This window comes from Methanosarcina spelaei (assembly GCF_002287235.1).
GTDB classification, from domain to species: domain Archaea; phylum Halobacteriota; class Methanosarcinia; order Methanosarcinales; family Methanosarcinaceae; genus Methanosarcina; species Methanosarcina spelaei.
This window is the reverse complement of the sequence record NZ_LMVP01000521.1, coordinates 1-25064: the sequence shown is the minus strand read 5'-3', so window position 1 is coordinate 25064 and position 25064 is coordinate 1. Positions and strand designations below refer to the sequence as shown.

The following is a 25064-nucleotide window of genomic DNA, read 5'->3' as shown; positions in this document are numbered from 1 at the left end:
TGCAGTTATTTTTATCAAATAATATAATACTTATTTATATTATATTTTTATTATAAATAATTACCCATTTTATACGACGAAGAGCCTCTTTCCTTTGTTTTTCTTTATTCTCTTTCCTTTGTTTTTCTTTATTCTCTTTCCTTTACTCTTTTTGTTCTCTATCCTTTTTTACGTATCTTTTTCCTTTTACCTACTTCTTTATTATCGTGTCTTTTCCTTTCTCTTTTCCTTTCTCTTTTCCTTTCTCTTTTCCTTCTCTCATTTTTCCCGTTTTACCTTTTTGCTTTACTTTTGTCTTTAAATTATATTTTTATAGGAGCCATTAATCTCTTGAACCTTCTCGCCAGAGCTGTATCAGTTCTTTAAGCCTCTCACCCGTGAGTTCTGCTCCGGTTTCAGGTATCTGTAGACCATTGCGGTAGATATGAATAGCTTCCTGAAGCTCTTCAGTGCTTATGTTTTCCCCTTCCTGGGAAGCCGAACTATCCCAGGGACTCCATGTGCGGACTGTCCAGTTCCAGCTATGTGGAACGTTTTCATCTCGGGTTCGGGCAATTGCTGTGATATTATAAAAGCCTGGGGAACGGATGACTTCCGTGTATGAACTATCTTTAACGCTGGATTCGGAACCCCTACTTTCCCCATTAAGATACCAGCTTATATTGCAGGCATAATTTGTACTGACACTGAACTCCTGCTTTTCTCCTTTGTAGGTTACTACATTCTCTACTGGGCTGGCTGAGTTAATTGAAAGGGGGGCCACTTTTATATAATCAGTTTTAGTCTCGGTGTCAGACCCTTTACTATTACCTATATTCAGAGAAACAGTATAAGTCCCGTAAGACCCGTAGGTATAGACTGGATTCTGGGCTATTGAGTCGATTGTTCCATCCCCGTTCAGATCCCACCTCCAGGATAAAGCATTGCTGGAAAGATCTGTGAACTGGACTGTAAGAGGATACATTCCTGTTGTAACATTTGAAGTAAAACCCGCCTCAGGAATTATGTAGCCGGTTGTGAAAGCTTTAATGCACAGATTTGCTTCCGAATTTCTTGATATATCCTCCCACTTGACGCCATTAGGGCTCACATAACTTTCTCCGGGATTGGCCTGGGCTTTACTGCTGTAACGGGCTACCGGTTCTTCGACTGCAAGAGGACCTGAAGCCGAAGGATTAGTGAATCTAATAACTATTGAAAATTTCTCTCCGGCATTTATTGGCACTGCCGAATTCAGTACATGTGTATGGTATCCTGGAAAAGAATGTCTGCCACTTTCCTGTACAAGGTATCCCTGTCCAGAATTCACAGGCCCAGAATCAGGATTTTTATATATGTATATCTCGTAAGCTGTATTAAGATCCGTAGTATAGAACCCTATGGCTCTGAGGTTTTCATTCCTTTCCGAGGAGAAAACATTACCTCCCCAGGCAACCAGGCTTCCTTCATATTCTTTTGATACTATCCATCCCAGAGGGTCATACTGATAGACATGGTCATAGTTATTTTGACTTTCAGCTGTGAATATGGCATTTTCATTGTATCCGAGTTTTGTGTCGTAGTAGGAAATATAAAAGTACCCGTCCTCTCCCCAGGTGTCGCCCCAGCTATTTTTCGCTATAAAAGCCCCGTCTCCTGGAGGAACCTGCGGAAATGAATTCCTGTCAAAAGAATCATTCCATCCTACAATGGTTACAGCATGATTGACCGACAGGCTCCCTGGGTATCGATAAGCATAGTTTCTTTGCTGATAATACCCAGGATTCCAGTATATTGTTGTGTACACAGCCCCGTACTCCATAATTGCATTCTTGATAACCTCGTTATCCAGGAATTCTGACTTTTTGGGCAGAAACAGTGTCTCTTGTACATGTTTCTGTACAGAAAGCCCTGTGGGTGAATAAGTAGATGAATCGTTATAAGGATCCTCAGAATCATTTACAGGCCCGCTCCAGCGAGAAAGATATGCTGTTGATATGAATGCATTGCCACCATCATCAGGAGTAAGATCAAATCCCTGTGAATAGCTATTTGAAACAAGGTTTTTCATGTTGTTCTCGGAAAAGTCATAGCTCTTTCCTTCTTTTTCCAGGATATAAGACTCGAGGGAAGCGATACTTGAAAAAGCCCAGCAGCTCCCGTCCTTTCCCTGATTCCTTACGGCTGTTACTTTTCCCTCCTTGCGCAGATCATAAACAGCCGGAAGGTCTGAACCTGAAGCACCCAACAAAGGTCTTTCTTCAGAGCTTGCAAGTCCTGACAGGTCAACAGGTGAGGGTTTATAGCCGGTTCCTGAAATCTGTCCGTAACTACCCACAAAAGAAAAAGCTTCAACTGAATCAGGCTGCTGGTCTTCCAGAAAGTCAGGGTTCATTGGGGCCGTTTTAATCACGGGTTCAACCACGGACTCGTCAGAAGGCGTGCAGTTTTGCGATATTTCAGGGTCTTCAGCATTTTCGGCGGCAAAACTTGGGCTGCTTGACAGGCACAAAATCAAAATCATAAACACAACCAGAAAAGGTTTTATTTTTTTAAGTAAGGAAAATTTTACTCTTTTCAAGATCTCTGGCCTCTGTGACATTGTCTCCTGGCGAGCCTGTATAAGCTTTTTCGGAGCTTGCCGGGATGTATATCTTTATCATTATTTTATAACTGACTTATAGGACTATTTATGAGATTTGTCTATAAGTCTTTTTCCAACTGAGTATAATTTTTTATTATATCTTATTGACTATTTTTTTCTACATTAGGCCAAAATAAGTTATATATTACTAAAATGATCTTAAATTTTCTTCTTACCAGAATGCATTTATGAATATAAATAATTTTATTGTTATATATCTTCAAATCTTTAGTTTCATCTACTTAGTTTTTATTTCATTAATTTAATTTTTACAAACTATGTATTGAAGCTGTTATTCCCAATAGAAAGAAACATTACTCTTGTCCTTCAATACCTTATAAGCATATTTTAAGGGGGTGGAGACCTGTTTTCGGAGGCACTTGTAGAGCTTGAAAAAACCAGACCTGAAGACCTTGATAAAGAGATCCTTAGAGCTGCCATGATTGCAGAACTGGATGCTATCAACGTTTATGAGCAAATGGCAAATCTGACAAAAAGTGAAGAAATTCGTAAAATCCTGCTTGATATTGCCAGAAAAGAAAAAATCCATGTAGCGATGTTTGAAACCGTGCTCCTGCAAACTGACAAAGAGTTTCTGAAAATCTATTCGGACTATGCTCTGGCTAGAAGTAGAAAATAAACTTTGTTCTCTTTGTTTTTTACGCAATTGTTTTTTATCATTTTTTTCTTACTTCTGCCAGTCCTTCTGGATTAGCCTGCCATAACTAAGTTAACTGACAATTAACCTTTATCTCATCAAAATCATATTTTCTATTGATCCTCCATGCTTGAAGAATATAAGAAAAAAAGACACTTTCAAAAAACGCCTGAACCGTCGTCTATCGGCTTTAAAAAAAGCCCCGACAAACCAATATTTGTGGTTCAACGCCATGATGCTCGTAAGCTTCATTATGATTTTCGCCTGGAAATGGACGGAGTTTTAAAAAGCTGGGCTGTGCCAAAGGAGCCCCCGAAGGAGGCAGGTACCAGAAGGCTCGCTATCGAGACTGAGGACCATCCACTGGCATATGCCAATTTTGAGGGGGAAATCCCTGCTGGAGAGTATGGTGCCGGCAAAGTTGAGATCTGGGATAGAGGAACTTTTGATCTTTTGAAACGTGAGGACGAAGAAATTGTCGTGGAACTTGAAGGAGAAGAATTGAAAGGGATTTACGTTTTGGTTCGGACAAAGTACGGTAAAGGAGAAAAAGGCTGGCTTTTCTTTAAAAAGGCAAGCTAACAGTGGACTATAAATTAGTACTTCCGAATTCGCAAGCTATATCTCAAGAGTGAGACATGGGTCAGACCCTGATCTTTTTAAACCATTGTGAGTATAAGCATATGGGGATACTTACGGAAGAAAGAGTAAAGATTAATGTTTTTGAAACTGCCGGGGAAAACTGCTGCGTTGCCGCATGTGATGGGCAGAAAGTTTACGATATTATTACGGCAGAGCTCTGCGAAGATAAGAAGATCGAAATATCTTTTGCAGACGTGAATGAGCTGACGCCTGCCTTTCTGAACTCGGCAATAGGGCAGCTTTACGGTTGTTTTCCTGCAGAACAGATTGAGAGCAGCCTCTTATTCACGGATATCTCTGAAGAAGATGAGATTATCCTTAAGAGGGTTATCGAGCGGGCAAAAACCTATTTCGAACATGCATATCTCTGCAGAAAGGCACTCAAGGATGTGCTTGGAGGAGAAGAGGATGCGTAAGAGCGTTCACCAGGCAACCGTTTTTCCTGTCAGGCGCCGTCCAAGGCTTCGTGCCGGAGGACTCAGGCCCTCAAAGCCTATTCCTGTAAAGGTGCATTCCATAGAGGAATATGATTTTCCCGAAGGTAAAAGCTATTTCTTTGACACTAACATCTGGCTGTACATCTACGGCCCAATTGGCTGGTCTGACCAGCGGTCGGACGCCTATTCAAAGGCTTTGAAAGAAATAAGGAATTCCGACGGCACAATATATATAAACTGCATGATAATTTCAGAATTCATAAACGCCTTCTCCAGAATCGAGTTCAAGCAGCAGACCGAATTTACGAGGTTCAAGGAATTTCGAAACTCTCTGGCATTTCGGGCAATTGCTCAGGATATAGCCTACAATGTGAGAAAAATTCTAAAAAGCACTCTTGCCTGCGACCCTGAAATGCAGGCGATAGACCTTCCTGAAATCATGGACATGTTCGAGCAGGGGAAATATGATTTTAATGACCTTCTCTTTGCCCAGATATGCCGCGCAAAAAATATGGTTTTCGTAACCCATGACAAGGATTTCAGTGAACTCGGAGTCGAGATCCTTACCGCAAACGAGAGGCTGGTGGATGTGGGGAGAGAAGGGAGAGAATAACCGCTACCGCTTTTTGTCTCTTATTTTTAGGCTTAACTTCAAAGTAGAGTTCGATTGCTTCTTTTATTCTTATGTTTACTTCATCAAGTGTCTCTGCCCGCGTATGGCATCCCGGAAGTTCAGGTACAGAGGCTACGTAAATTCCGTCTTCGTTCTGTTCAATAACGACAGTGAATTCTCTCACCAGACTCATCCTCACTTCATACAATAATTATTTTCAATTTCGATTCTCCAGAGATTAAGGATTGGAGTAAGCGATGCGAATTTTGGAATCAAGAAGTATATTATATTAAAATCACCAATTAGTACCTATGCAGTTCACAATTAAACTTGAAGAATCTGATGATGGAGGCTATACAGCCCAATGCCTTGAGATTCCTGCGGCTATCAGCGAAGGAAATACTAAAGAAGAGGCTCTTGAAAACATTAGGGAAGCTATTCAGCTTGTTCTGGAAGTGACTAGAGAACAGGCTCAGATGGTAGGTGAAATTGCCACAGTGGAGGTCTCTGTTGGCTAAATTGCCTTCTGTTTCCGGAAAAAAGCTCATAAGAGCTCTTGAAAAACTGGGTTTTGTTGTTGTCAGGCAAAAAGGTAGCCATGTGATTTTACAAAAAGGGTCAAACTTGTTCACGGTTCCTCTTCACGATCCTGTCAAAAATCTACTTTAAACGCAATTTTGAAGCAGGCTGATGTTTCACTTGAGGAGTTGCTTGGTCATCTTTAGTTTTAAGTGACTTTTTTGAACAGCTTAATTTTATGCAAGATTTTATTTACTGGTACGGAATCTTCATTACTTCAGACAAAACAAGGCAGAATACATGTCTTTAAAAAGCCGACTAAATATTTCTGCAAAAATATATTTTCGGCGCGTACTGCTCCTTTCTCCTCACCGACCTACGTTTTTTTCCAAAATCACAAAATCCTCAAACAGGGTCCCGGAATCGATGATTCTTAATAGAACCGGAAACACCTGAGATTTTTCCCCACGACAAATTTATCATTTATGCAAATAGAAATACTATTGATTCCATTGCACTGGTTAAAAAGCTGGCTTGACGGCTGCCAGAAAAAAGTTACTCAAAGGGATTCTGAAGGGAATTTATAGAGATATCCTTATACAGAGATTTGCCGAACCTACAGAGATTTACCGAACCGGAGGGAAGATAATGCCTACAAAAGAAGAGATAGAAAGCCAGATTATGGACCTCTGGGATGAGATCTTTGATCTTGACGACAAAAGTAAGGAAGAATTAGAGGCTAAGTATGCAGAATGGCGGGAAGTAGAACCGCGATTAGACGAAGGGGTAGATGAACTCGTAATACATATCGAGTCAATGAAAGGAATAAGTGACGAAAGCATGCTTGTCTACAAAGAAGTTAAAGAAATCAAAATCAGGTACAAGCAGCAGAAGGATGAGATACAGGCAAAAATTGATGCGCTGAACAAGGAAAAAGAAAAGATATAATAGGTGTTATTGTTTGATTTTTCAGGGTAAAGGCTGGAAGTCTGCCGTGTATCTACAATGCTAAAATCATCAGAGGTAGAGTATACTAAATATCAAATTACAAATTAATTTTTATGCGGTTTACAATCACACTTATTTGTGGAATGTACAGGGATTATAGTGGTTCTTCCATCTGGATGCCGTAAAAATAAGTGACTACCTTTTTGCCTTATCTGCTCAAAACCCATACTTTCAAGTGCTTTTATGACTTTTTGCTGGGAAGAGGCATTATTTTATCCATTCAAACCTCAACTTTGACCTTCTGTATCCCGACAAAATCAAGATGTTTCTTTTCTTCCTCTTCGGCTTCAACCTCAAGGTACAGCTCAATTGCTTCTTTTATTCTTCTGTTTAATTCGTCAAGACTCTCTGCCTGTGTATGACATCCTGGAAGTTCAGGCACAGAAGCTACATAAACTCCATCTTCGTCCTGTTCAATAACTACAGTAAATTCTCTCATTGATTGACCTCGTCTTTCAGATATAAATCATATTCCAATGATTTTATTTATAGCTGTGTTAACTTTCTCGTTTACTCTTTGCAGGTCTGTTTTCAGGAAGAGGAATATGGAAAAGCTGATTTCAAAGAGATCTTCAGATCTATTTCTGTAAAAATATATTTCCCGCGCGTACTGCTCCCCTCTTCCCCACCTACCGTTTTTTAGTTTTTGATCCTTCACCAAACCGATCCGCGACAGAATCTCTAGATCGTGAAATTCTCCTGGACCCCTGAACGCAAAATTTTTGATAGCGACCGGGAATTCCTGAGATACTTGTTAAATGATTAAGGAGGGAGTTCTGGAGTTTACTGGGAATATCTGTTGAGGAACTGGTTGATGTGAAAGAGGTCGTTTGAACTTGCCGGGATCGGGGAGTTTGAGGATGTTTTGAAGGTTCTGGAGAGAAAGAAATCGGAGAAATAAAGGTTTAGTAGACGGGTTTTGCTTACTGGAGCTTTTGGGGAAGGGAAAGAGTGAGAAACTAGATTCTATGAGAGTTGAAATGAGATTTTATGATTAATGGGTAAGTTTAGAGTATGAATTTCAAGTATGGAATCCAAAATAAATTTTACATTTTAGAAATATTTATAAATTTAAACATCGTTTTATCAATATCTTAATGTATTTTATTATAATCTGGCAAATTCACTCATTATATATGAAAATTAATTTTTTAACCAATTAGATTAGACAGGTGTTTTCGTGGCAAACACTGAAGAAATATCCATTGAACAATATGATCATCTAGGTAAAGAAAGGATAAATAACCCTCAAGTAGGACTGGTAACTCCAATAACTGATCCTGATACCGGTGAAAAGAAACAGTACGAATATGATCCTCATATTGACCCTCAACTTCAGTGGTCAGGAAAAACAGAACACACTTCTTTTGAGGTCCCGACCGTTTCCTTACATGTGCATGAAAGAATCGATCCGAAAACAATTATAAGTTCATTCAAAAAAGGTAAAAAAAGAGTACAAGCTTCACTTTTCGATGTATATGAGAAACCCTTGAGAGAAGCTATCGAATTTTATAAACACAAGGAAGGCTGGACCAACCGTTTGATAGCTGGGGACAGTTTGCTCGTTATGAATTCCTTGTTGGAAAAAGAAGGAATGGGTGGTCAGGTTCAGACTATTTATATAGATCCACCTTATGGAATTAAGTATGGCTCTAATTTTCAGCCTTTTGTAAATAAAAAAGATGTTAGAGACGGACGGGACGAAGACTTAACAAGCGAACCTGAATCAGTCAAAGCTTTTCGAGATACATGGGAGTTGGGTATTCATTCTTATCTTACTTACATGCGAGATCGATTATTGTTGGCTAGGGAATTACTGCATGAAAGTGGAAGTGTTTTTGTACAAATTTCTGACGAGAACATTCATAGAATCCGTTGTTTGATGGACGAAATTTTTGGAGAAGAGAATTTCATAAGTCAAATCACTTTTAAGAAGATCGTCTATCAAGAAACGAATTATTTAGCAGGCGTGTCAGATCTCATTATATGGTACGGAAAAGATAAAAATAGAACAAAAGTTCATAAGTTATATCGTTTTCGTGGATTAGACGAAATATTAAAGAGCTTTGATATGGCTGAATTGCCTGACGGTCAGATAATTCGAGCAAATAAAATAAAAGACACTGATGTCCAACATAGATTATTACGTGCATCTGATTTAACTTCAAAGGGAGAAAGCAAAGAAGGATCAAAACCTTATCTCTTTAAAGGTAATGATTATTCTCCTAAATCTGGGAACCATTGGAAAACGCATAAAGAGGGCTTAGACAGTTTATGCGCTGCTAATAGGTTAATTGCTTTTGGTAAAACGTTATGTTACAAGAGATACGCAGATGATTTTCCAATGACTTCTTACACAAATATGTGGGAAGATACAGTTCAAAGTACTTTTTCAACTGAAAATATTTACGTTGTTCAAACCTATTCTAAAGTTATTCAACGATGTCTTGTTATGACTACTGATCCAGGTGACCTCGTTCTCGATATCACATGCGGATCTGGCACTACAGCATATGTTGCTGAACAATGGGGTCGCCGCTGGATCACCTGCGATACTTCTCGAGTGGCAATAACTCTCGCTAAACAAAGATTAATGACAGCTATTTTTGATTATTATCAGCTTGCCCATCCAGAAGAGGGTGTAGGTAGTGGTTTATTATATCAAAAAGTCCCACATGTCACGCTTAAGTCTATTGCAAATAACGAGCCTCCAGCAGAAGAAACTCTCTATGATCAGCCTTTGATTGACAATAAAAAAACTCGTGTCACAGGTCCTTTTACAGTGGAAGCAGTACCCTCAATGACAGCTAAATCTCTAGAAGAAATTGAGCAGGAAAATAGTGGATTTGGTTTAAGTGTGTCTCGCTCGGGTGAGACATTAAGGCAGGAAGAGTGGAGAGATGAATTATTAAGGGCGGGAGTAAGAGCTAAGGGTGGAAAAAAGATTGAGTTCACCAGAGTTGAGCCACTTTCTGGAACTCGTTATATTCAGGCTGAGGGAGAAACAAAGGAAGATCAACCTAAAAAAGTCCTTATAGTATTCGGGCCGGAACACGCACCTCTTGAGCAGCGGACAGTAGAAAATGCCTGGCAGGAAGCTCGGGCTCTCAGACCGGATATCCTTCTTTTCTGCGCTTTCCAGTTTGAAGAAGAGGCTGCTAAAGATATCGATGAGTTGAAGCCAGAAATTGCAGGGATGCAGCTCTTGAAGGCACAGATGAATGCTGATCTCTTTACTGAAGACCTGAAAAAGAAAAAATCTGGCAATGAAAGCTTCTGGTTGGTAGGGCAGCCAGATATTGAACTCAGACGTATTTCCGAAGGCGATTATGCAGGAAAATACGAAGTAGAAGTGCTTGGTTTTGATTACTATAATCCTAAAACTGGGGACGTAGAGAGTGGCGGAAAAAGTAATATAGCTATGTGGATGCTGGATACAGATTATGATGATAGGAGTCTTTTCCCGTCTCAGGTCTTTTTACCTATGGCTGGAGCTAAGGATGGATGGGCAAAGCTTGCCAAGAACCTTAAAGCTGATATTGACACTGAAAAACTAGAAAAGTTCAGAAGCACCGTATCGATTCCGTTCGAAGCAGGTCGAAATTGGAAAATTGCTGTCAAGATAATCGATGATCGTGGAATCGAAAGTTTGAGAATTCTCAAACTATAAGGGGGAATTGTTTATGGAAGTAAAAAAAGTAATAGACAAGCTGATTATCAACTCCCCCTACGAAGAACCTAAGCAACACTGGTTTTATCTTAGGGAAAGACGCCTTTTTGAAAAAAGAGACGGTAGAAGACCCCCAGGTTATCTAATCGCCACTCAGGGAAGCGAATCTTTCGATGATCCTGGGATTTTTATAAAAATAGAGCTCGTTGAAAAAATACGCGAGAAAGTGAAAAGCTGGAGGAATAATGATTACCCTGGAGTAACAGGAATAACAAAAAGATTACTGAGATACTGGCAAGATAAAGAAGAGCGTACTAATAACCGCTTTTTCTTCTGTCAGCTTGAAGCCATTGAAACTCTAATTTGGCTTACCGAAGCTCCAGAATCAGAAAAAGTGGGGGTAGAAATTCCTTCAGACGGCGGAGATTTCTCTCGCTGGTGTAGTAAGATGGCTACTGGTTCAGGCAAAACCGTAGTTATGGCCATGCTCATTGCCTGGCAAGTATTGAATAAGGTAGCTGACCCTCAGGATTCAAGGTTTTCTAAAAATATTCTAATTGTATCACCAGGAATAACAGTTAAAAATAGACTTTCTGTTCTCAGTCCAAACGAACCTAATAACTATTATGAAGAATTCAATGTTGTTCCTCCAGGTTTGATTGAAAGGTTACGACAGAGTAAAGTAAAGATTATTAACTGGCACAAACTTGCTTGGGAAAATGAAGAAAGGATCGCAAAAAGAAAGAGTGTAGACAAGCGTGGAGCAAAGAGTGATGAAGCATATGTTAGAGAAGTCCTTGGAGAACTAAAAGATGCCAGTAATATCGTTGTCATAAATGATGAAGCACATCACGCATGGCGAGTCCCCGCTGAAAGCAAAATAAAAGGAGTTAAAAAGGAAGAAATTGAAGAGAGTACAATCTGGGTTGGTGGATTAGATAGAATCAATCGTAAAAGAGGTATTCTTCGATGTTTTGATTTTTCCGCAACTCCTTTTGCTCCTTCAGGAAAAAAAGCTTCCGATGAAGCACTTTTTGGATGGATTATAAGTGATTTTGGGTTAAATGATGCAATAGAATCAGGATTAGTAAAAACCCCCAGAATAGTTATCCGTGATGATGGTCGGAAAAATGAGGAACTCAAATCCCGACTATACCATATATACAAGGATCCTGATATTCAAAACGACTTGAACTTAAAAGAAGATCCTTCCTATCCTCTCCACGATTTTGTAATTAACGCTTATTATCTCCTCGGCAAAGACTGGCTAAAAACCAAAGAAGAATGGGAGAAAGAGGGTCATAAGGTTCCTCCAGTTATGATAACTGTTGCAAATAGAACGGAGACTTCTGCCAGAATCAAACATGCTTTTGATCATAAAGAAATTCTCATTCCTGAGTTGTGTGATCCTGAAAAAACACTCCAAATTGATAGTAAAATTCTGAACGAAGCTGAAAGTTCAGAAGAAAATATTGATTTTTCTTCAGATATCAATGAGCAAGAAGTTAAATTAACAAAACAAAAACAAGCAGAGTTGCTTCGCTGGAAAGTTAATACAATAGGAAAGATAAGAGAACCTGGAGAGCAGGTTCAAAATGTCATATCAGTTGGGATGCTCTCTGAAGGCTGGGATGCAAAGACTGTAACCCATATTATGGGTTTACGTGCTTTTTCAAGTCAACTCTTGTGTGAACAGGTCGTGGGTAGAGGTCTTAGGCGAACTTCTTATGAAGTAGAAGACGATGGACTGTTCGAGCCTGAATATGTGAATATTTTTGGAGTGCCTTTTACTTTTCTTCCTCATGAAGGAGGAGAGGGAATTCCGAAACCAACAAAGCCTAGAACAGCAATTGAACCGGTGAAAGAAAAACAAAAATATGAAATCCCTTGGCCAAACATATTGAGAATAGATCACGTATATTGTCCTGTTTTAAAACTTGACATGGAGAAAGTAACTCCAATTATATTGGATCCCTATGAAAGTATAACTCAGGCAGAAATGGCTGCGATTATTGCCAGCAAACCTAGTCTTGCAGCATTGTCCGAAATAGACCTGCAAGAAATTGCAGATAAGTTCAGAACTCAAACAGTCATATTTGAGACTGCAAAAAGAATATTCAATAGCGAAAAGGACAGTCTAAAAGGAAACAAAGATTTCTTCCTTGCCCAGCTAATAAAAATAACAAGTGATTTTATTAATAGTGAGAAAATTGTGATTAGTAGCCGTCATTACAGGGAAAATGAACTGAAAAAAAGGGTATTAATTACAGTTAACATCAACAAAATCGTACAACATATTTGGAATGCTATTCGTGCAGAAAACACGGAAAAATTGCTGCCTGTATTTGATAAGGAAAACCCTATTAGGTCAACAGCACAAATGCGTACATGGTATACCACAAAGCCTTGTGAACATACAGAAAAATCTCATATAAACCTCATAGTTGCGGATAGCACCTGGGAAGCATCAGAAGCCTACGTATTAGATAAACATCCTTTAGTAGATTCCTGGGTAAAAAATGACCACTTGGGGTTTACGATCTTATATAACTATAAAGGAGTCATCAAAAAATACTATCCAGATTTCATAATAAAGCTAGTAAACGGAGAACTTTTAGTACTAGAAACTAAAGGACAAGACGATGACCAGGATAGGACAAAGAGAGTATTCCTAAAAGAATGGGTTGAAGCGGTGAACAATCATGGTGGATTTGGAAAATGGCATGAAGATATTTCGCGCCATCCATCTGATGTGGAAGACATCATTGAAAAATGTTGCTCACTTATTTCATCCTAATTTTTCTTCTTTTTTCAAATAACCCCTGAAAACTCAAAATTATAGACTATCACTAAATTCCGGAACAGGAATTTTTCCCTCATCAGGGTGTAGCCTGACTTCAAAATCCATCAGATTTCATCCCGGGATACGAATTATTCTTTTCCTCCTAGTTTTGTACTGGCCTTTAAAACTTAATCCCAACTTAGACCCTATCCGAAAAGTATTGTGACCGCTGTAACTTTTACAATAATCAACATGTGCTATTCGACAGGGGCAATCTTTAATGACTTTTTTATTTTCTTACAGGATTACATGCAGTAGTAAACTCAACTCTCAATATTTTTCAAATGTTTGATAATACTATTATACCCCGCAGCTAAAATAAACACTTTATGAAACTCACCGTCCTTGTCGACAATAACACCCTTATTGACAGGTATTTCTTTGCCGAGCCCGGTTTGTCTTTTCTGCTGGAGGATTCAGGCATCCGGGTTCTTTTTGATACCGGATATTCGGATATCTTCCTTACAAATGCCCGGAAAATGGGGCATTCACTTCTGGACCTTGACTACCTGGTCCTATCCCACGGACACCTGGATCACAGCTGGGGACTCGGACCTCTGATACGTTTATTCACGGAAGCAGGGATAGAAAGGCTGCCCGGCAGACCTCCGGTTCTCGTTGCCCATCCCCTGGCTTTCGAAAGCAAAAAAACTGAAGAGATAGGGGAAATCGGAAGTCTGTTCACTCCCAAAAAACTTTCAGAACACTTCAGGCTGCAGCTCTCAAGTACTCCCCTCTGGCTGAGCGAAAAGCTCGTTTTCCTTGGGGAAATTCCCAGGAACTTCACTTTTGAGGCAGAGGCAGCTGTCGGATATGTGAAGGACAGCGAAGGAAACAAAATTCCCGACCATCTTCCGGATGACACGGCACTCGTATACAGGGCAGAAGCAGGGCTCGTAATTATTACGGGCTGTTCCCACTCAGGAATCTGCAATATTGCCGAATATGCAAAGGAAGTCTGTGGAGACAGCAGGGTCCTTGATATAGTAGGTGGCTTTCATCTTCTGAAACCCTCAGAAGAACGGATGCGTGGGACCCTTGAATACCTTAAAAAACTTGACCCCGGCTGCGTCCACGCCTGCCACTGTACGGACTTAAACTCAAAAATAGAGCTTTCAAAGGTTTGCAGGCTTAAAGAAGTTGGAGTTGGCCTGCAGATTGAATATTTTTAACGATTTTTTAATTCTCCTTTGTCTTTACAAAAACGGCTCTTCGTTGTTTTGTGTGGCTATCCTCATAATGTCTTCATGAAAACCAATGCGGTTTTGAATTGAGAATCATCTTATCCACAGGGAATGGCGAAGAGTCACAAAAACTGCGCCTGCCAGGTCTCATTTTTGATCTATCCTGAGTATGTGTTTTTCCATTAATTGTTTTTCAAAACGCTGGCTGTGTGGAGGTAATGAATAGGCGGGCAGATAAATATAAAAATAGAGTTTTAATATTCTCTCTTGAGTGGATCAAAAAGTAATGTTATAATTCGGGATAAAATTATAATATCCTCTCTCCTATCTACTTCTTATGTCCAAGCAGCTTATAGATTTGATAGACCGACTTTTCGATAAAACTGTATCGCAGGCTGAGAAGGGGCAGTACAAAAAGGCGCTTGAAACCATTGAAAAAGCCGAAAAGCTTTCGGAGAAAGCAAATCGTCCGGAATTATTATGCCAGACCCTTATGTTTAAAGGAAAGGCTCTGCTTGCTCTGAATAGGCAGGAAGAAGCCCTGGTCGAGTTCCAGGGAATGATGGAGCTTGCCATCCCTCTCTTTTTAGATGATCCAGAAGATACCGATTCCCAGTACTTTGTCTACAATTCTACAGGTTTTACTGTAAAAACCCTTGAAGAAATTGAAGATATTTCAAAAACACAGGAGTTCCTTTCCAGGAATGAAAAATACTTCGGGAAAACCTTTGATGCATTTGAAAAGCTGATTGCAAAGGAGCCTGATAATTTTGAATATATTGTAAATTATTTGAAAACGCTGGAAAACGTCCGGGGCTATTACATGAGAGCCCAGCAGTTTGAAAAACAGGTTCCGGTCATGGGCAGGATCGTGAAGTACTACGGGAAAATATTTGAAATCCGGTCCAAAAAAGAGGAACTGTTTGATAAACTGGACAAATTGATTGGAGAGTTTAAAACCTATTGTTTTGTTTTCTGGAAGCCTGAGGAGGCAAAAGAGATCTTCTCACAAGCCGAAGAAGTCTACAGAAAGGTCCTGGAAAAAGAACCCGTGAACAGATTGGCCTTCAGGGGCCTCATATCCTTATATGAAGAGTTCGGAGACCTGTACTCAAGAGTGGGGGACATCGAGAAAACTGAAGAAACCTACCTGAAAGCCTTCGAAGCCCTGGACGAAAAAATCCGGAAACAGCCAGGGGACATTTCTACTCTCAGGAAGCAGAGTGAAATCCTCCAGACTCTCAGCAGGTTCTTTTCTCAGAAAAATGAGACTGAAAAAGCTGGTCAGTATGCTGAAAAAGCTCTCGAAATACTCAAAGAGTTGCCAGGGAAAAAGCCTGAGGATCTGGACTATCAATCTGATATTTCCGACGACTTCACCGAACTTGGAGAACTGTTTGGAGAGATTGGGGACATAGAACATGCAAAAGAGTGCCGTATGCAGGAAATCGATATCTATAGGAACATACACGAAAAAGACCCTGAAAACCTGGTAAGTGTAGCGAATATAGCCGCTACTTTTGACCAGATAGGGCATCTGCACGCAAACCGTGGGGAAATAGAGCCTGCAAAACAGTACTATGAGCGGGGAATTGAAACATACGAAAAGCTGCTTGAGTCCGACCCCGGAAATTTCGAATATGAAATCGGCATTGCAAATTCTTTAAATTACATCGGAGAACTATACACTTCTCTTGAACCTGAAACCGCCAGCCATTATTTTGAAAAAGCTCTCGCTATAAATGAAAAAGCTGTAAAATTATATCCTGAAAGTACTGATTACATGAAAGAGCTCATTTATACCCTGAAGAATATTGTGACCTTAAATATTGAGCAAAAGCAGTATGAAAGCGCGATTCAGGCTCATGAGCGTATTACAGAACTCCACCTGGAAATGATCCGAAAAAATCCGGGGGACTCGGCGTATGAAAAAGATCTGGGTAATGCCCACAGTGAGTTTGGGCTTCTTCTCGAAAGGGCAGAAAAGCCTGAACTTGCAAAGCAACAGTATTCAAAAGCAGCAGAAGCTTTCAGGCAGATCCTGCAAAATGAAGAGGAAGAGTCCCTAGCAAAAGACCTGCTGGCTATGGACCTCAGAATGCAGATAACGCTCCTCACCCATGCAAAAAAGCACAACTTAGCAAAAGAATATCTGGACCTTGTCCGTGATTACTACGAAAAATTATACGAAAATGACCCTGAAAACCCGAAAAATTGGAAAAATCTTTCTGATATTCGGCTCCTTGAAGGGATTTTACAGGAATCCATGAAAAATTACGGAATAGCTATTGAAAGGTATGAATCAATATTTCCGATTCTTACGAAACATCTCGGGCCAGATACTGAAAAACTTGAATACCAGGCAAAAGTTAACATCGTATACCTCCAGCTCGGCATTGTTTACTTTTCAGCCAATGAACTCGAAAAGTCAAAAGAAGCCTTTGAAAAAGCTCTGTCCATAAATGCAAAACTGATTGAAAAAGATCCGGAAAGTCCCGTGTACGTAAGAGATGCAATTGTGACATTTGAGGAATATGCGAAGTTACTCAAAAAGCTTGACAGGAATGAAGAAGCAGAGGAATATATCGCAAAGGCTGAAAAACTTAATACAAATCTGGAGTAAGATGTTCATGAAAGAGACCCCTGGTTTCCTGAGAGATCAGGACCAGGGCATAATTTGCTGCTTATCCATCTTTACTCCTTAAGGATAAATCAGTCCTTTGTGATCATAACTCCGTTGGCTGTTGGAATAAATACGAAATCATGTAACAGTCTCATCAAAACTCAACTCGCCGGCAGCCAAAGGATGCAGGAGAAATTAGTCTATCAATTAAATGTTTTCTTGGACTTTACATTTCGACCCCCTCTCAAAAATAAGGTGATTTTCACAACAACTGACTAAACTTATAAGGTGATTTTCACAACAACTGACTAAACTTATTGAACTAGATGTGAGTACATGCTCAACAAAATCAATGATTTTAACTTGAATCCCACAATGTTCAAAAAAAGCCAGTTTAAATTTGGAAAACAAATAAAAAATTTAGGCATATACAAAGATAAATAAAGAATTATACGTAATTAATATGGAATCAAGAGCAAAATTAGTAATAAACTGTGTGAATAAAAAAAATTAAGTTGTGTTTTTTTGGAGGGGGTCGAAATGTAAATTGGACGCTGGTTGTGCAGAGTTTTTAACAAGAAAGGAACGGCTAAAAATAAAAATAGAGATTTATAAAACATTAGTTGCTCTCAATTTCTTCCAGTATTTCTTCAATTGACGGTTTTAAAGAAGGAAGATCTTTCTTTGCAGTGCTCCAGATAATAGGGAGGTCTACTACAAAATATCCATGGACTACTTTATCGCGGATTCCTGACATAAACTTCCATGGAATCTCTGGATAATCGTTTTTCAAGGTATCAGGAAGGTTTTTTTGTCGCTTCTCCGATAATCTCCAGGGATTTCATTACGGCATATATCGTTTTCTTATCGCCGGAAAACTCATTAAACTCCATCGCCTTGATGAACCCTTCAACATCATCAATGGCATCAAGGATATCCTGCAAAAATTGAGTGAAGTCTCTTTCATCTTTCCTGTAAGTCATAAAGAAACCACTTCATTGAGAATATGTTTTCCAACATTTGGCTTGAGTCCGGTTCTGGTTACCAGATCTACTTTTACTCCTAACAGATCACTAAGGTAATACTCAAGCTCAATATATTTCAGAAGGCCAGGTGTTTCATCAAATTCCACCAGAACATCAAGGTCGCTTTCACTTGTTTGTTCCCCACGAACGTATGACCCGAAAACTCCGAGATAGCTCATGCTGTATTTTTCTCTGATCTCAGGCAGGTGTTGCCTGAGTATTCTTATAAAATGGTCAGCATTTTTAAGTTGTTGGGAAGTCATTTTTATTTTCTTCCTTATTCTTTCATTGCTGGGTACCTGCACGAATGGTCTGCCTTATACCGGTACCAGCTCTTTTAACACGTCATCTTTCGTCATCGGGTGGAGAACTCTCTCTGAAACAACATCAACTGGAACTCCAAATAAATCCTCAAGATAATATCCAAGTCCTACAAGGTGTAAGAGGGTAGCTCCTTCTCCAAACCTCACAAGGACGTCAATATCACTTTCTTTTTTTCTTCGCCACGTGCGTACGAGCCGAAAACCCCAGGACTTCAGCTTTGAACTCTCCTTTTATTTCGTCCTTTCTTTCTAAGATAAGGAGCCGGATCTGGTTAATATCCCTATATGTTCCTCTATATCCTGCAATATTTGTTTCTACCCATTTTTAAGTTAATCTACGTTTTGAGTGATCTTCCCGCGTATAAAGTACTGTGTCCTTTGCATAATATAATCTGCTGTATTACAAATTTGTACTCCTTTTTCCGCTTCCATTTTTTTTCGGAAAGGCCGGTCACTACGTGACCGTAAATGTAGCCTGGGTCAAGTTTTTGGTTAATTCTTTCCCGTAGCGAGGTTAAAGTTTCAGCTCCAGAAATCGGACAATAGACATAATCGGATAACAGACATAATCGGATAATAGACATAATCGGATAATAGACATATATGCCCTATTCGATATGCCCTATTCTGCGTCTGATTAACGGTATCTACTATCAAAGTATAATTATAATGTTTCAAGACTTGATCTTCTCATCCGAGTTATAAATATTCGCTATAGAATAAGCATTTATATCAGAAAAAGAATTTTAGACTCTGTTTACGTCGTTACCTCAATTCACAATACCTTATTCCATACCAAGTAAAAGAGGCTCAAACTTTGAAATTACAGTTCAATCTCAAAGCTTACTTTAAAACAAGTGCAGACCCCACTCCTGCAAAGGATGTTATAGCTGCGCTTTTTGAAGAGGCAAACGGTACCCTTCTCACCCGAGGGGCGCCTGAAGGGCAGGGAGCAAAGGTTACGGAATGGAAGCTCGGGGAGGACAGGATCGAGCTTTCGCTCCAGTCCGGCAGGTATGTTAGAGTGCACGATGCAATTTTCCGGCTGAGGAAACAGCTCTCTGAGTCACTAGGTAAGAAATTCAAGATCGGGATTCGTGGAATCGAGGTTGAGTCTTTCATCATTAAGGTGCCGGCTGACCATGAGCTCCGGATGCTCAAAGTGCCCTATATCAAAAGTATGGAAAACATTGAAGGCGGGATTGAGCTCGAGCTTGAGGTCGGAGAAGCTGAGATGAAGAACCGGGTGCCGGACAGGATTCTCACGCTCCTCGAAGAGAAAATCGAAGCTGCCCGGTACGGGGCAAAGGCCGAGCACTGGAACCTGCTCTGGCAGAGAGAGCCAATGGAGCATCCCTTCAAGGAAGACCCTACCCAGGCCATGATGAAAGAAGGCTGGCTCAAGCGTGGGGCAAGCCGCGGGCAGTGGATCCACGGGCCCCAGTCCGCAAGGGTCTTTCGAACTTTCGAGAAAATTGTCCTTGAAGAACTCCTTGGACCTCTCGGATACAGGGAAATGATTTTTCCAAAACTGGTAACCTGGGAAGTCTGGATGAAGTCCGGGCATGCAAAGGGCGTCTACCCTGAGATATATTATGTATGTCCTCCGCAGACAAGGGACCCAGACTACTGGGAAGAGGTTGCTGATTACTACAAGGTTACTCACGAAGTACCCACAAAGTTGATCAAAGAAAAAATCGCAGAGCCAATCGGAGGTATGTGCTATGCCCAGTGCCCGCCTTTCTGGATGTACGTGACAGGCGAGACTCTTCCGAATGAGGAAATTCCCGTAAAGGTCTTTGACAGGTCAGGGACCTCTCACAGATATGAGAGCGGCGGAATTCACGGAATCGAAAGGGTAGATGAGTTCCACAGGATCGAAATTGTCTGGATAGGCACAAAGGAAGAGGTATTAAAGTGCGCAGAAGAACTGCATGACCGCTATATGCATATCTTCAACGACATCCTGGACATCGAGTGGAGAAAAGCAAGAGTTACTCCCTGGTTTATGGCACAGGAGGGGCTGCTCGGGCTTGCCGAAGAAAACACTGTCGGGACAACCGATTACGAAGCCTGCCTGCCTTATCGTGGGCCGGATGGAGAATGGCTCGAATTCCAGAATGTGAGCATCAACGGGGACAAGTATCCCAAAGGCTTCAATGTAAAACTCCAGTCCGGAGAAGAACTATGGTCCGGCTGTTCCGGAGTCGGGCTTGAAAGATGGGCTGCGGTCTTCCTTGCGCAGAAAGGGCTTGACCCTGCAAACTGGCCAGAGGAATTTAGAAAAAGAGTAGGTGAAATGCCGAAAGGTATACGCTTCCTTTAAACTTTTCTTTATATTTTTCCTGGATTTTTTTCTGGATTTTTTTCTGGATTTTTTCCTGGATTTTTTCCTGAATTTTCCTGAATTTTCCTGAATTTTCCTGAATTTTCCTGAATTTTCCTGAATTTTCCTGAATTTTCCTGAATTTTCCTGAATTTTCCTGAATTTTTCTCTAAACTTTTTTCATTAAACTTTTTCCCTTAAACCTTTTCCCTTACATTTTTCTTAAATCTTTTTTTTTATACACTTCCTTCATACTTTTTCTTCAAACTTTTTTTATTTTTCTTTTTAGCAGATAGGCAGAAAGCGTTTCTGACCGATTTGTTTATATACTGATATGATATGTATAGTGAGCCATTAACTAGTTAGATGCCGCTAATTTCTGAGAACTTCTGGCGATTTTCCGGATCGTATTTTTGATTATCAGGAGCCTGTAGCTGTCGGAATATAGGGGACGGATCCAGGTTCGGAAGCCTATGAAAGCTTGGAAATTTCATCTTGAAAGGGAAACGCTAGTGCTAAAAGCACCACAAACTGCGCCTGGCAGCGCAAAGTCTGTGTAAAAGCGCTGAAGGTCATTCACGCTCATTGATTAAGGAGAAAGCTCAACTCGAGCATCCGGAATAAGAAACTGAAAGGCTTGAGGGCCGCAGGATAAATCAGCAGCATACAAAATTCAACAAAATACTAGAAACAACATAAAACCATAAAAAGGAACATTACTTCGGAGGAATCACTTGGCAAGAAAGAAAGTACAGAGAAAGCTTGACGGATGGAAATCCAAGGAATGGTATAATATTGAAGCTCCTGCTTACTTAAATAGAGCTATTGTCGGTAACACGATGGCAGGAGACCCTTCTCTTCTTGTAGGGCGCAATATTGAAACCACTGTTGGGGAACTTACCAACGATATGACCAAAAATAACACTAAGGTCATTCTCAGGATTAACAACGTCGTCGGAGACGTCGCAACTACTGACCTCATGGGCCACGAACTTACAACCGACTATATCCGTTCAATCGTGAAGAGGCAGACCTCAAGGATTGATGCGAATATCGACGTTAAAACCAAAGACGGCTATGTCATCCGTGTAAAGCCTACCTGCTTCACAATTAAAAGAGCACGCTCAAGCCAGATCAAAGCCATAAGGGAAATGATGGTCGACATTGTCACAAAGCGTGCATCAGATGCCGATTTCGAGACATTTATGCAGGAAGCAATCCTTGGCAGGCTCTCAGCAGCTATTTACAGGCAGGCAAAATTTATTTATCCACTTCGCAGGGTTGAAATCCGGAAAACCCAGGTCGAAGCCAGACCAGCAAAAACTGCACCTGCTGCACCAGAACCTGCAGCAGCGTAATTCAGTTTGGTTTAGTATCAAGAGGCAGGGGAAAATCCGAAAGGATTTTCTTATCTCTTTTCTTAGTTCTTTTTAGTTACAAATTTCTTATTCTTACTGTTGTAATTGTTCTTCTTTACTGTTGTTTTTGCTATAATTATTCTTTTTTACTAATGCAATTGTTTCTCTAAAGCTCTTTTTAATTTTAGATTGTGTAACCAATATAAGTGCAAAGGACTCACTCAAAACTCTCGAATCACAGAAAAAAAGGTGAAACTCTGAAACTTTATAGTTTGGCCCTTTTTCAGCTTAGTATCTCCATTAAAACAGCTCTCTCGAGTAAAACGAGTGAAAAGGGTTCTGTACTCCCTGGGAGGAGATTGGGGCAGCGACTGAACGAAAAGGAAATTGGATTTCTCTAATTGTCGAGTTTCAGGTTTTTTCCTTATTCTTTTTCAGGCCTGTAGTCAATACTTTTGAAGTTTTTTCTGCTGCCGGAGTTGCTGCTAGTCTTGTTGCCGGGCTTGTTGCTGAATTTGTCGCTGAACTTACTGTCGGATTTGCTGCTGAACTTGCTGTTGAACTTGCTGCTGAACTTGCTGCAGAGCGGCTTACAGAAGCTTTTTCCTTGATCCTGGTTTCGGCTCCTTTGCCTGGCTTTTTCCAGTATTTTCTGCCTTCTGCGCAGCGCCGGTTTACGCAGAACTCTTCCTCAGGGCTGTCACCTTCTTCTTTTAGCCTGAACAGCTTCCAGCCACAGGTCTCACAGGTCTTGTCAAGTAGGGTCAGTTTTCCGGTTTTTGGGACTGAATGAGTGTACCCGCAGCGTTTCGTGCAGCCCAGAAATCGGGTGTCTTTAAAGGTTATCAGGAACATGCTTCCGTCACATTCAGGACAGGGACCGACCGTTTCCGGAGGATAGCATTCTTTTTCAAGGTCGCAGGTAAAGCAGGGACCTATGCCAACAGCCCAGTTATACTTATTTCCTACTTTCAGGACAGCTACCCCTTCCTTTTTACATTCTTTGCTTCTGAGTACGGTCAAAGCCCCGGATTTTGGTAGAGGATATGAGTTTCTGCAGTCAGGATAGCCTGTGCAGCCCACAAAACGGCCTGAGTCCGTTTGCACAATCCTGAGCACGTGCCCGCAGGCTTTACAGGTTCCGATATAGTTTTTCTTGTCTTCGAGGGCGGCTTCATCCTTGATTGTGCCTGCTATGCTTGAAGTTAAATCCTTTTTATTTGCTTCAAGCTGGGCATACATCTCCTTGATCAGGGCTGTGCCTTCGTCAAGGGCAGCTTCAAATTCTTTTTTTCCGTCCTCTACTTCCTGGATAAGGGCTTCGATCTTTGCCCTTATTTCCGGCCTTACTAGAATCGGAACGGTCAGAGAGAGCCCTTCCATAAGGGTAAAGCCTATATCGAGAATAGAGATTGTTTTTCCCTTTGTCTCAAGATACCCTCGCTTCTTATTTGTTTCAATATGTGTAGGAGCCGTTGCCTTTGTTCCGATTCTGTTTTTGTCCATAAGGGTCAGAAGTTCGGCTTCGGTTAATTTTTTTGGAGGGCTGGTTTTGGACTTTGTATTGCTAAGCTTTTTTATGCCCACTTTCTGGCCTTCTTCTACAAACGGGAGCAGTTTATCCTTTTTATTTTCGAAGGGATAAGCTTCGAGCCAGCCAGAATCCTTGAGCACGGTGCCTGAAGAGTCAAAAGGCTCTTCCTGTACGAGCAGGTGGAGATGAGTTTTCTCAAAAACTGCTGCAAGCATGAGGTTTGCCAGGAAGTGCCTTGCTATAAGGTCGTAGACTTCAGGTGCCTGAGGGATATTTACTGCAGAGCTAACCTCTCCTCTTGAAGCCACTCTGATCGGGTGGATTGGAGGGTGGTCATGCGCATCTTTTTCCCCGTTTTTCGGGACGATTGGGGCTATGAGGATAGATTCTGCAAAAGGTTTGTACTCCTTCTGACGTGCAAAATCAAAGACAAGGGACTTGAAATCAAAGTCGTCTGCGTATTTGTTTGTCTCAGTCCTGGGATAGCTGGTAAACCCTGCAAGGTAAAGTTGTTCTGCGACCTCAAGAGCAAGTTCAGGGCTTATCCCGAGAAACTTGGAAGCCCGTTTAAGGAATTCGGTAGTATTTAATGGATTAGGAGGACTGGTTTTTGCTTCTTTTACTGTTTTTTTCGCAACTAACCCTTCTTTTGCTCCTTTCAGCCGTTTGAAGATTTCAGCAGCTTTTTCTTTATTGTGAATATTTCCTGCCCTGTGAGTACCTTCGAAGTCATCTCCTTCTTTTCCACTTTCTGCCGAGAAAATTGCAGTTATTTTCCAGAAATCTTTTGCCTGAAAAGACCGGATTGCTTTTTCCCTTTCGTATACAAACCCACAGGTAGGAGTCTGGCAGGGGCCAATAGAAAGTATGTCCTTTGTTCTTGCTCTTTCCCTGACCGAAAGCGTAACAAAGCGGGTAAAAGCCGCCCCCATTTTGAGATCCAGAATCTGTCTGGTTTCTGCAGCCATTGCCATGTTATAGTCCGGATCTATCAGGCTTTCAAAAGCTTTTTTTACCTCCTTTGGGGAGAGAGACGAAAAACGTGCCCTTTCAATAGGCACATTTGTTACTTCCTCTGAGAGTGTTTTTGCTTCAAATCCTATGTTTTCTCCTTCTCTATCATAGTCGCAGGCAAGGACAATCTTGTTTGCCCTTTTTGCCAGCTTTTTTACTGCGGCAGCGTAATCAGCTCGTGTTACAAGTTTTTGCGGGTCTACTCCAAGAAGCACACCCGGATTGACTTCATTCCATTTATTATACTGCTCCGGAAAGTCATAATTCATAATATGCCCGGAAAGTCCCATTACCAGCCACTCTTCACCTTTCCACTTAAATTCGTATGCTGGCAGCCCTTCAACTGTTATCTTCTCAACTTCCCCCTCGCCCAGGATGCTAGCAATCTGGGCTGCTGCCTTATTCTTTTCTGCAAATGCGACAATTGTCATATAAAATACCCTGATTCTGTTCTTGAAGTTGTAATGGAATCTAAAATAGTATTAATAAGAAATGTGTAAGGAAATGTGTAGGAAATTCATAACGAAATGAATTAGGAAATGTATCTGAAAGATTTCCCTTCTTTTTCTTGTTTCTTTTATATGAATCGGCTTAATCTTACTGGTCAGGTTCAATTGTTTCACTGGTCAGGTTCAGTTATTTCACTGGTCAGGATAAGATATATA

At 40.7% G+C, this 25064-nt stretch carries 23 protein-coding genes; 13 read left to right on the top strand and 10 right to left on the bottom strand.

Annotation, left to right across the window (positions count from 1 at the left end; all coding sequences use genetic code 11):
- Window positions 1-322: 322 nt before the first annotated feature.
- Window positions 323-2503, bottom strand: a complete 2181-nt coding sequence (locus ASJ81_RS18400) for a lectin like domain-containing protein (protein ID WP_095645621.1) — start codon at window positions 2501-2503, stop codon at window positions 323-325.
- 484 nt (window positions 2504-2987) lie between these two features.
- On the opposite strand from ASJ81_RS18400, the gene ASJ81_RS18395 reads away from it, so the two are divergent.
- The 4 genes from ASJ81_RS18395 to ASJ81_RS18380 all read left to right on the top strand — a co-directional run bounded on the left by ASJ81_RS18395 (window position 2988) and on the right by ASJ81_RS18380 (window position 4973).
- Complete coding sequence (locus tag ASJ81_RS18395; RefSeq protein WP_048108667.1) at window positions 2988-3263, top strand: ferritin family protein; 276 nt, start codon at window positions 2988-2990, stop codon at window positions 3261-3263.
- A 144-nt stretch (window positions 3264-3407) separates the two neighbouring features.
- Window positions 3408-3863: a DNA polymerase ligase N-terminal domain-containing protein gene (locus ASJ81_RS18390; RefSeq protein WP_095645617.1), complete on the top strand. Its 456-nt coding sequence runs from the start codon at window positions 3408-3410 to the stop codon at window positions 3861-3863.
- Window positions 3864-3964: 101 nt separating this feature from the next.
- A complete protein-coding gene (locus ASJ81_RS18385) occupies window positions 3965-4339 on the top strand; it encodes an STAS-like domain-containing protein (protein ID WP_095645616.1) in 375 nt (124 codons plus the stop codon).
- Window positions 4332-4973 carry a type II toxin-antitoxin system VapC family toxin gene (locus ASJ81_RS18380; protein WP_095645615.1) on the top strand — a complete coding sequence of 214 codons (642 nt, stop codon included), beginning with the start codon at window positions 4332-4334 and terminating at the stop codon, window positions 4971-4973. Before ASJ81_RS18385 ends, ASJ81_RS18380 begins: the two co-directional genes overlap by 8 nt.
- Here ASJ81_RS18380 and ASJ81_RS18375 read toward each other — a convergent pair.
- Complete coding sequence (locus tag ASJ81_RS18375; RefSeq protein ID WP_338037659.1) at window positions 4924-5166, bottom strand: type II toxin-antitoxin system HicB family antitoxin; 243 nt, start codon at window positions 5164-5166, stop codon at window positions 4924-4926. The two genes, ASJ81_RS18380 and ASJ81_RS18375, sit on opposite strands and share 50 nt — an antisense overlap.
- Before the next feature lie 118 nt (window positions 5167-5284).
- Between ASJ81_RS18375 and ASJ81_RS18370 the strand changes: the two genes are divergently transcribed.
- The 3 genes from ASJ81_RS18370 (at window position 5285) to ASJ81_RS18360 (ending at window position 6440) form a co-directional block, all read left to right on the top strand.
- A complete protein-coding gene (locus tag ASJ81_RS18370; protein ID WP_095645614.1) occupies window positions 5285-5491 on the top strand; it encodes a type II toxin-antitoxin system HicB family antitoxin in 207 nt (68 codons plus the stop codon).
- A complete protein-coding gene (locus ASJ81_RS18365) occupies window positions 5484-5642 on the top strand; it encodes a type II toxin-antitoxin system HicA family toxin (protein WP_245860303.1) in 159 nt (52 codons plus the stop codon). Before ASJ81_RS18370 ends, ASJ81_RS18365 begins: the two co-directional genes overlap by 8 nt.
- Window positions 5643-6140: 498 nt before the next feature.
- Window positions 6141-6440 (top strand): hypothetical protein, encoded by a 300-nt coding sequence (locus ASJ81_RS18360; protein ID WP_095645619.1) that lies wholly within the window; start codon window positions 6141-6143, stop codon window positions 6438-6440.
- A 104-nt stretch (window positions 6441-6544) separates the two neighbouring features.
- Here ASJ81_RS18360 and ASJ81_RS23965 read toward each other — a convergent pair whose 3' ends face one another.
- From ASJ81_RS23965 to ASJ81_RS18345, 3 genes are read right to left on the bottom strand one after another with little or no spacing between them, the layout of a single operon-like run.
- Window positions 6545-6667 carry a type II toxin-antitoxin system HicA family toxin gene (locus tag ASJ81_RS23965; RefSeq protein WP_245860301.1) on the bottom strand — a complete coding sequence of 41 codons (123 nt, stop codon included), beginning with the start codon at window positions 6665-6667 and terminating at the stop codon, window positions 6545-6547.
- Window positions 6668-6720: 53 nt separating this feature from the next.
- Window positions 6721-6939, bottom strand: coding sequence for a type II toxin-antitoxin system HicB family antitoxin (locus ASJ81_RS18350; RefSeq protein WP_095645613.1), 219 nt, complete (start codon window positions 6937-6939; stop codon window positions 6721-6723).
- Between the two features lie 27 nt (window positions 6940-6966).
- Window positions 6967-7158: a hypothetical protein gene (locus tag ASJ81_RS18345; RefSeq protein ID WP_095645612.1), complete on the bottom strand. Its 192-nt coding sequence runs from the start codon at window positions 7156-7158 to the stop codon at window positions 6967-6969.
- A 522-nt stretch (window positions 7159-7680) separates the two neighbouring features.
- On the opposite strand from ASJ81_RS18345, the gene ASJ81_RS18340 reads away from it, so the two are divergent.
- The 4 genes from ASJ81_RS18340 (at window position 7681) to ASJ81_RS18325 (ending at window position 16819) form a co-directional block, all read left to right on the top strand.
- Entirely contained in the window at window positions 7681-10170 is a 2490-nt protein-coding gene (locus ASJ81_RS18340; RefSeq protein WP_095645611.1) for a site-specific DNA-methyltransferase, read from the top strand.
- A gap of 13 nt (window positions 10171-10183) precedes the next feature.
- Window positions 10184-12967: a BPTD_3080 family restriction endonuclease gene (locus tag ASJ81_RS18335; RefSeq protein ID WP_095645610.1), complete on the top strand. Its 2784-nt coding sequence runs from the start codon at window positions 10184-10186 to the stop codon at window positions 12965-12967.
- Window positions 12968-13341: 374 nt separating this feature from the next.
- Window positions 13342-14184 carry an MBL fold metallo-hydrolase gene (locus ASJ81_RS18330; protein ID WP_095645609.1) on the top strand — a complete coding sequence of 281 codons (843 nt, stop codon included), beginning with the start codon at window positions 13342-13344 and terminating at the stop codon, window positions 14182-14184.
- A gap of 370 nt (window positions 14185-14554) precedes the next feature.
- Complete coding sequence (locus ASJ81_RS18325; RefSeq protein ID WP_245860300.1) at window positions 14555-16819, top strand: tetratricopeptide repeat protein; 2265 nt, start codon at window positions 14555-14557, stop codon at window positions 16817-16819.
- Between the two features lie 619 nt (window positions 16820-17438).
- On the opposite strand, the gene ASJ81_RS23420 is transcribed toward ASJ81_RS18325, so the two are convergent.
- The 4 genes from ASJ81_RS23420 to ASJ81_RS23960 are packed head-to-tail and all read right to left on the bottom strand — an operon-like array spanning window position 17439 to window position 18314.
- Window positions 17439-17576 (bottom strand): HepT-like ribonuclease domain-containing protein, encoded by a 138-nt coding sequence (locus tag ASJ81_RS23420; RefSeq protein WP_212556112.1) that lies wholly within the window; start codon window positions 17574-17576, stop codon window positions 17439-17441.
- Window positions 17577-17616: 40 nt separating this feature from the next.
- Entirely contained in the window at window positions 17617-17802 is a 186-nt protein-coding gene (locus ASJ81_RS23415; RefSeq protein WP_212556111.1) for a HepT-like ribonuclease domain-containing protein, read from the bottom strand.
- Window positions 17799-18113 carry a nucleotidyltransferase family protein gene (locus ASJ81_RS18315; protein ID WP_394339144.1) on the bottom strand — a complete coding sequence of 105 codons (315 nt, stop codon included), beginning with the start codon at window positions 18111-18113 and terminating at the stop codon, window positions 17799-17801. Before ASJ81_RS18315 ends, ASJ81_RS23415 begins: the two co-directional genes overlap by 4 nt.
- 48 nt (window positions 18114-18161) lie before the next feature.
- Window positions 18162-18314: a hypothetical protein gene (locus ASJ81_RS23960; protein WP_245860299.1), complete on the bottom strand. Its 153-nt coding sequence runs from the start codon at window positions 18312-18314 to the stop codon at window positions 18162-18164.
- Between the two features lie 670 nt (window positions 18315-18984).
- On the opposite strand from ASJ81_RS23960, the gene ASJ81_RS18305 reads away from it, so the two are divergent.
- Both ASJ81_RS18305 and ASJ81_RS18300 read left to right on the top strand, forming a co-directional pair.
- Window positions 18985-20493, top strand: a complete 1509-nt coding sequence (locus ASJ81_RS18305; RefSeq protein WP_095645607.1) for a serine--tRNA ligase — start codon at window positions 18985-18987, stop codon at window positions 20491-20493.
- 734 nt (window positions 20494-21227) lie between these two features.
- Complete coding sequence (locus ASJ81_RS18300) at window positions 21228-21851, top strand: 30S ribosomal protein S3ae (protein WP_095645606.1); 624 nt, start codon at window positions 21228-21230, stop codon at window positions 21849-21851.
- 411 nt (window positions 21852-22262) lie between these two features.
- Here ASJ81_RS18300 and ASJ81_RS18295 read toward each other — a convergent pair whose 3' ends face one another.
- Window positions 22263-24830 (bottom strand): DNA topoisomerase I, encoded by a 2568-nt coding sequence (locus tag ASJ81_RS18295; RefSeq protein WP_095645605.1) that lies wholly within the window; start codon window positions 24828-24830, stop codon window positions 22263-22265.
- Window positions 24831-25064: the final 234 nt, after the last annotated feature.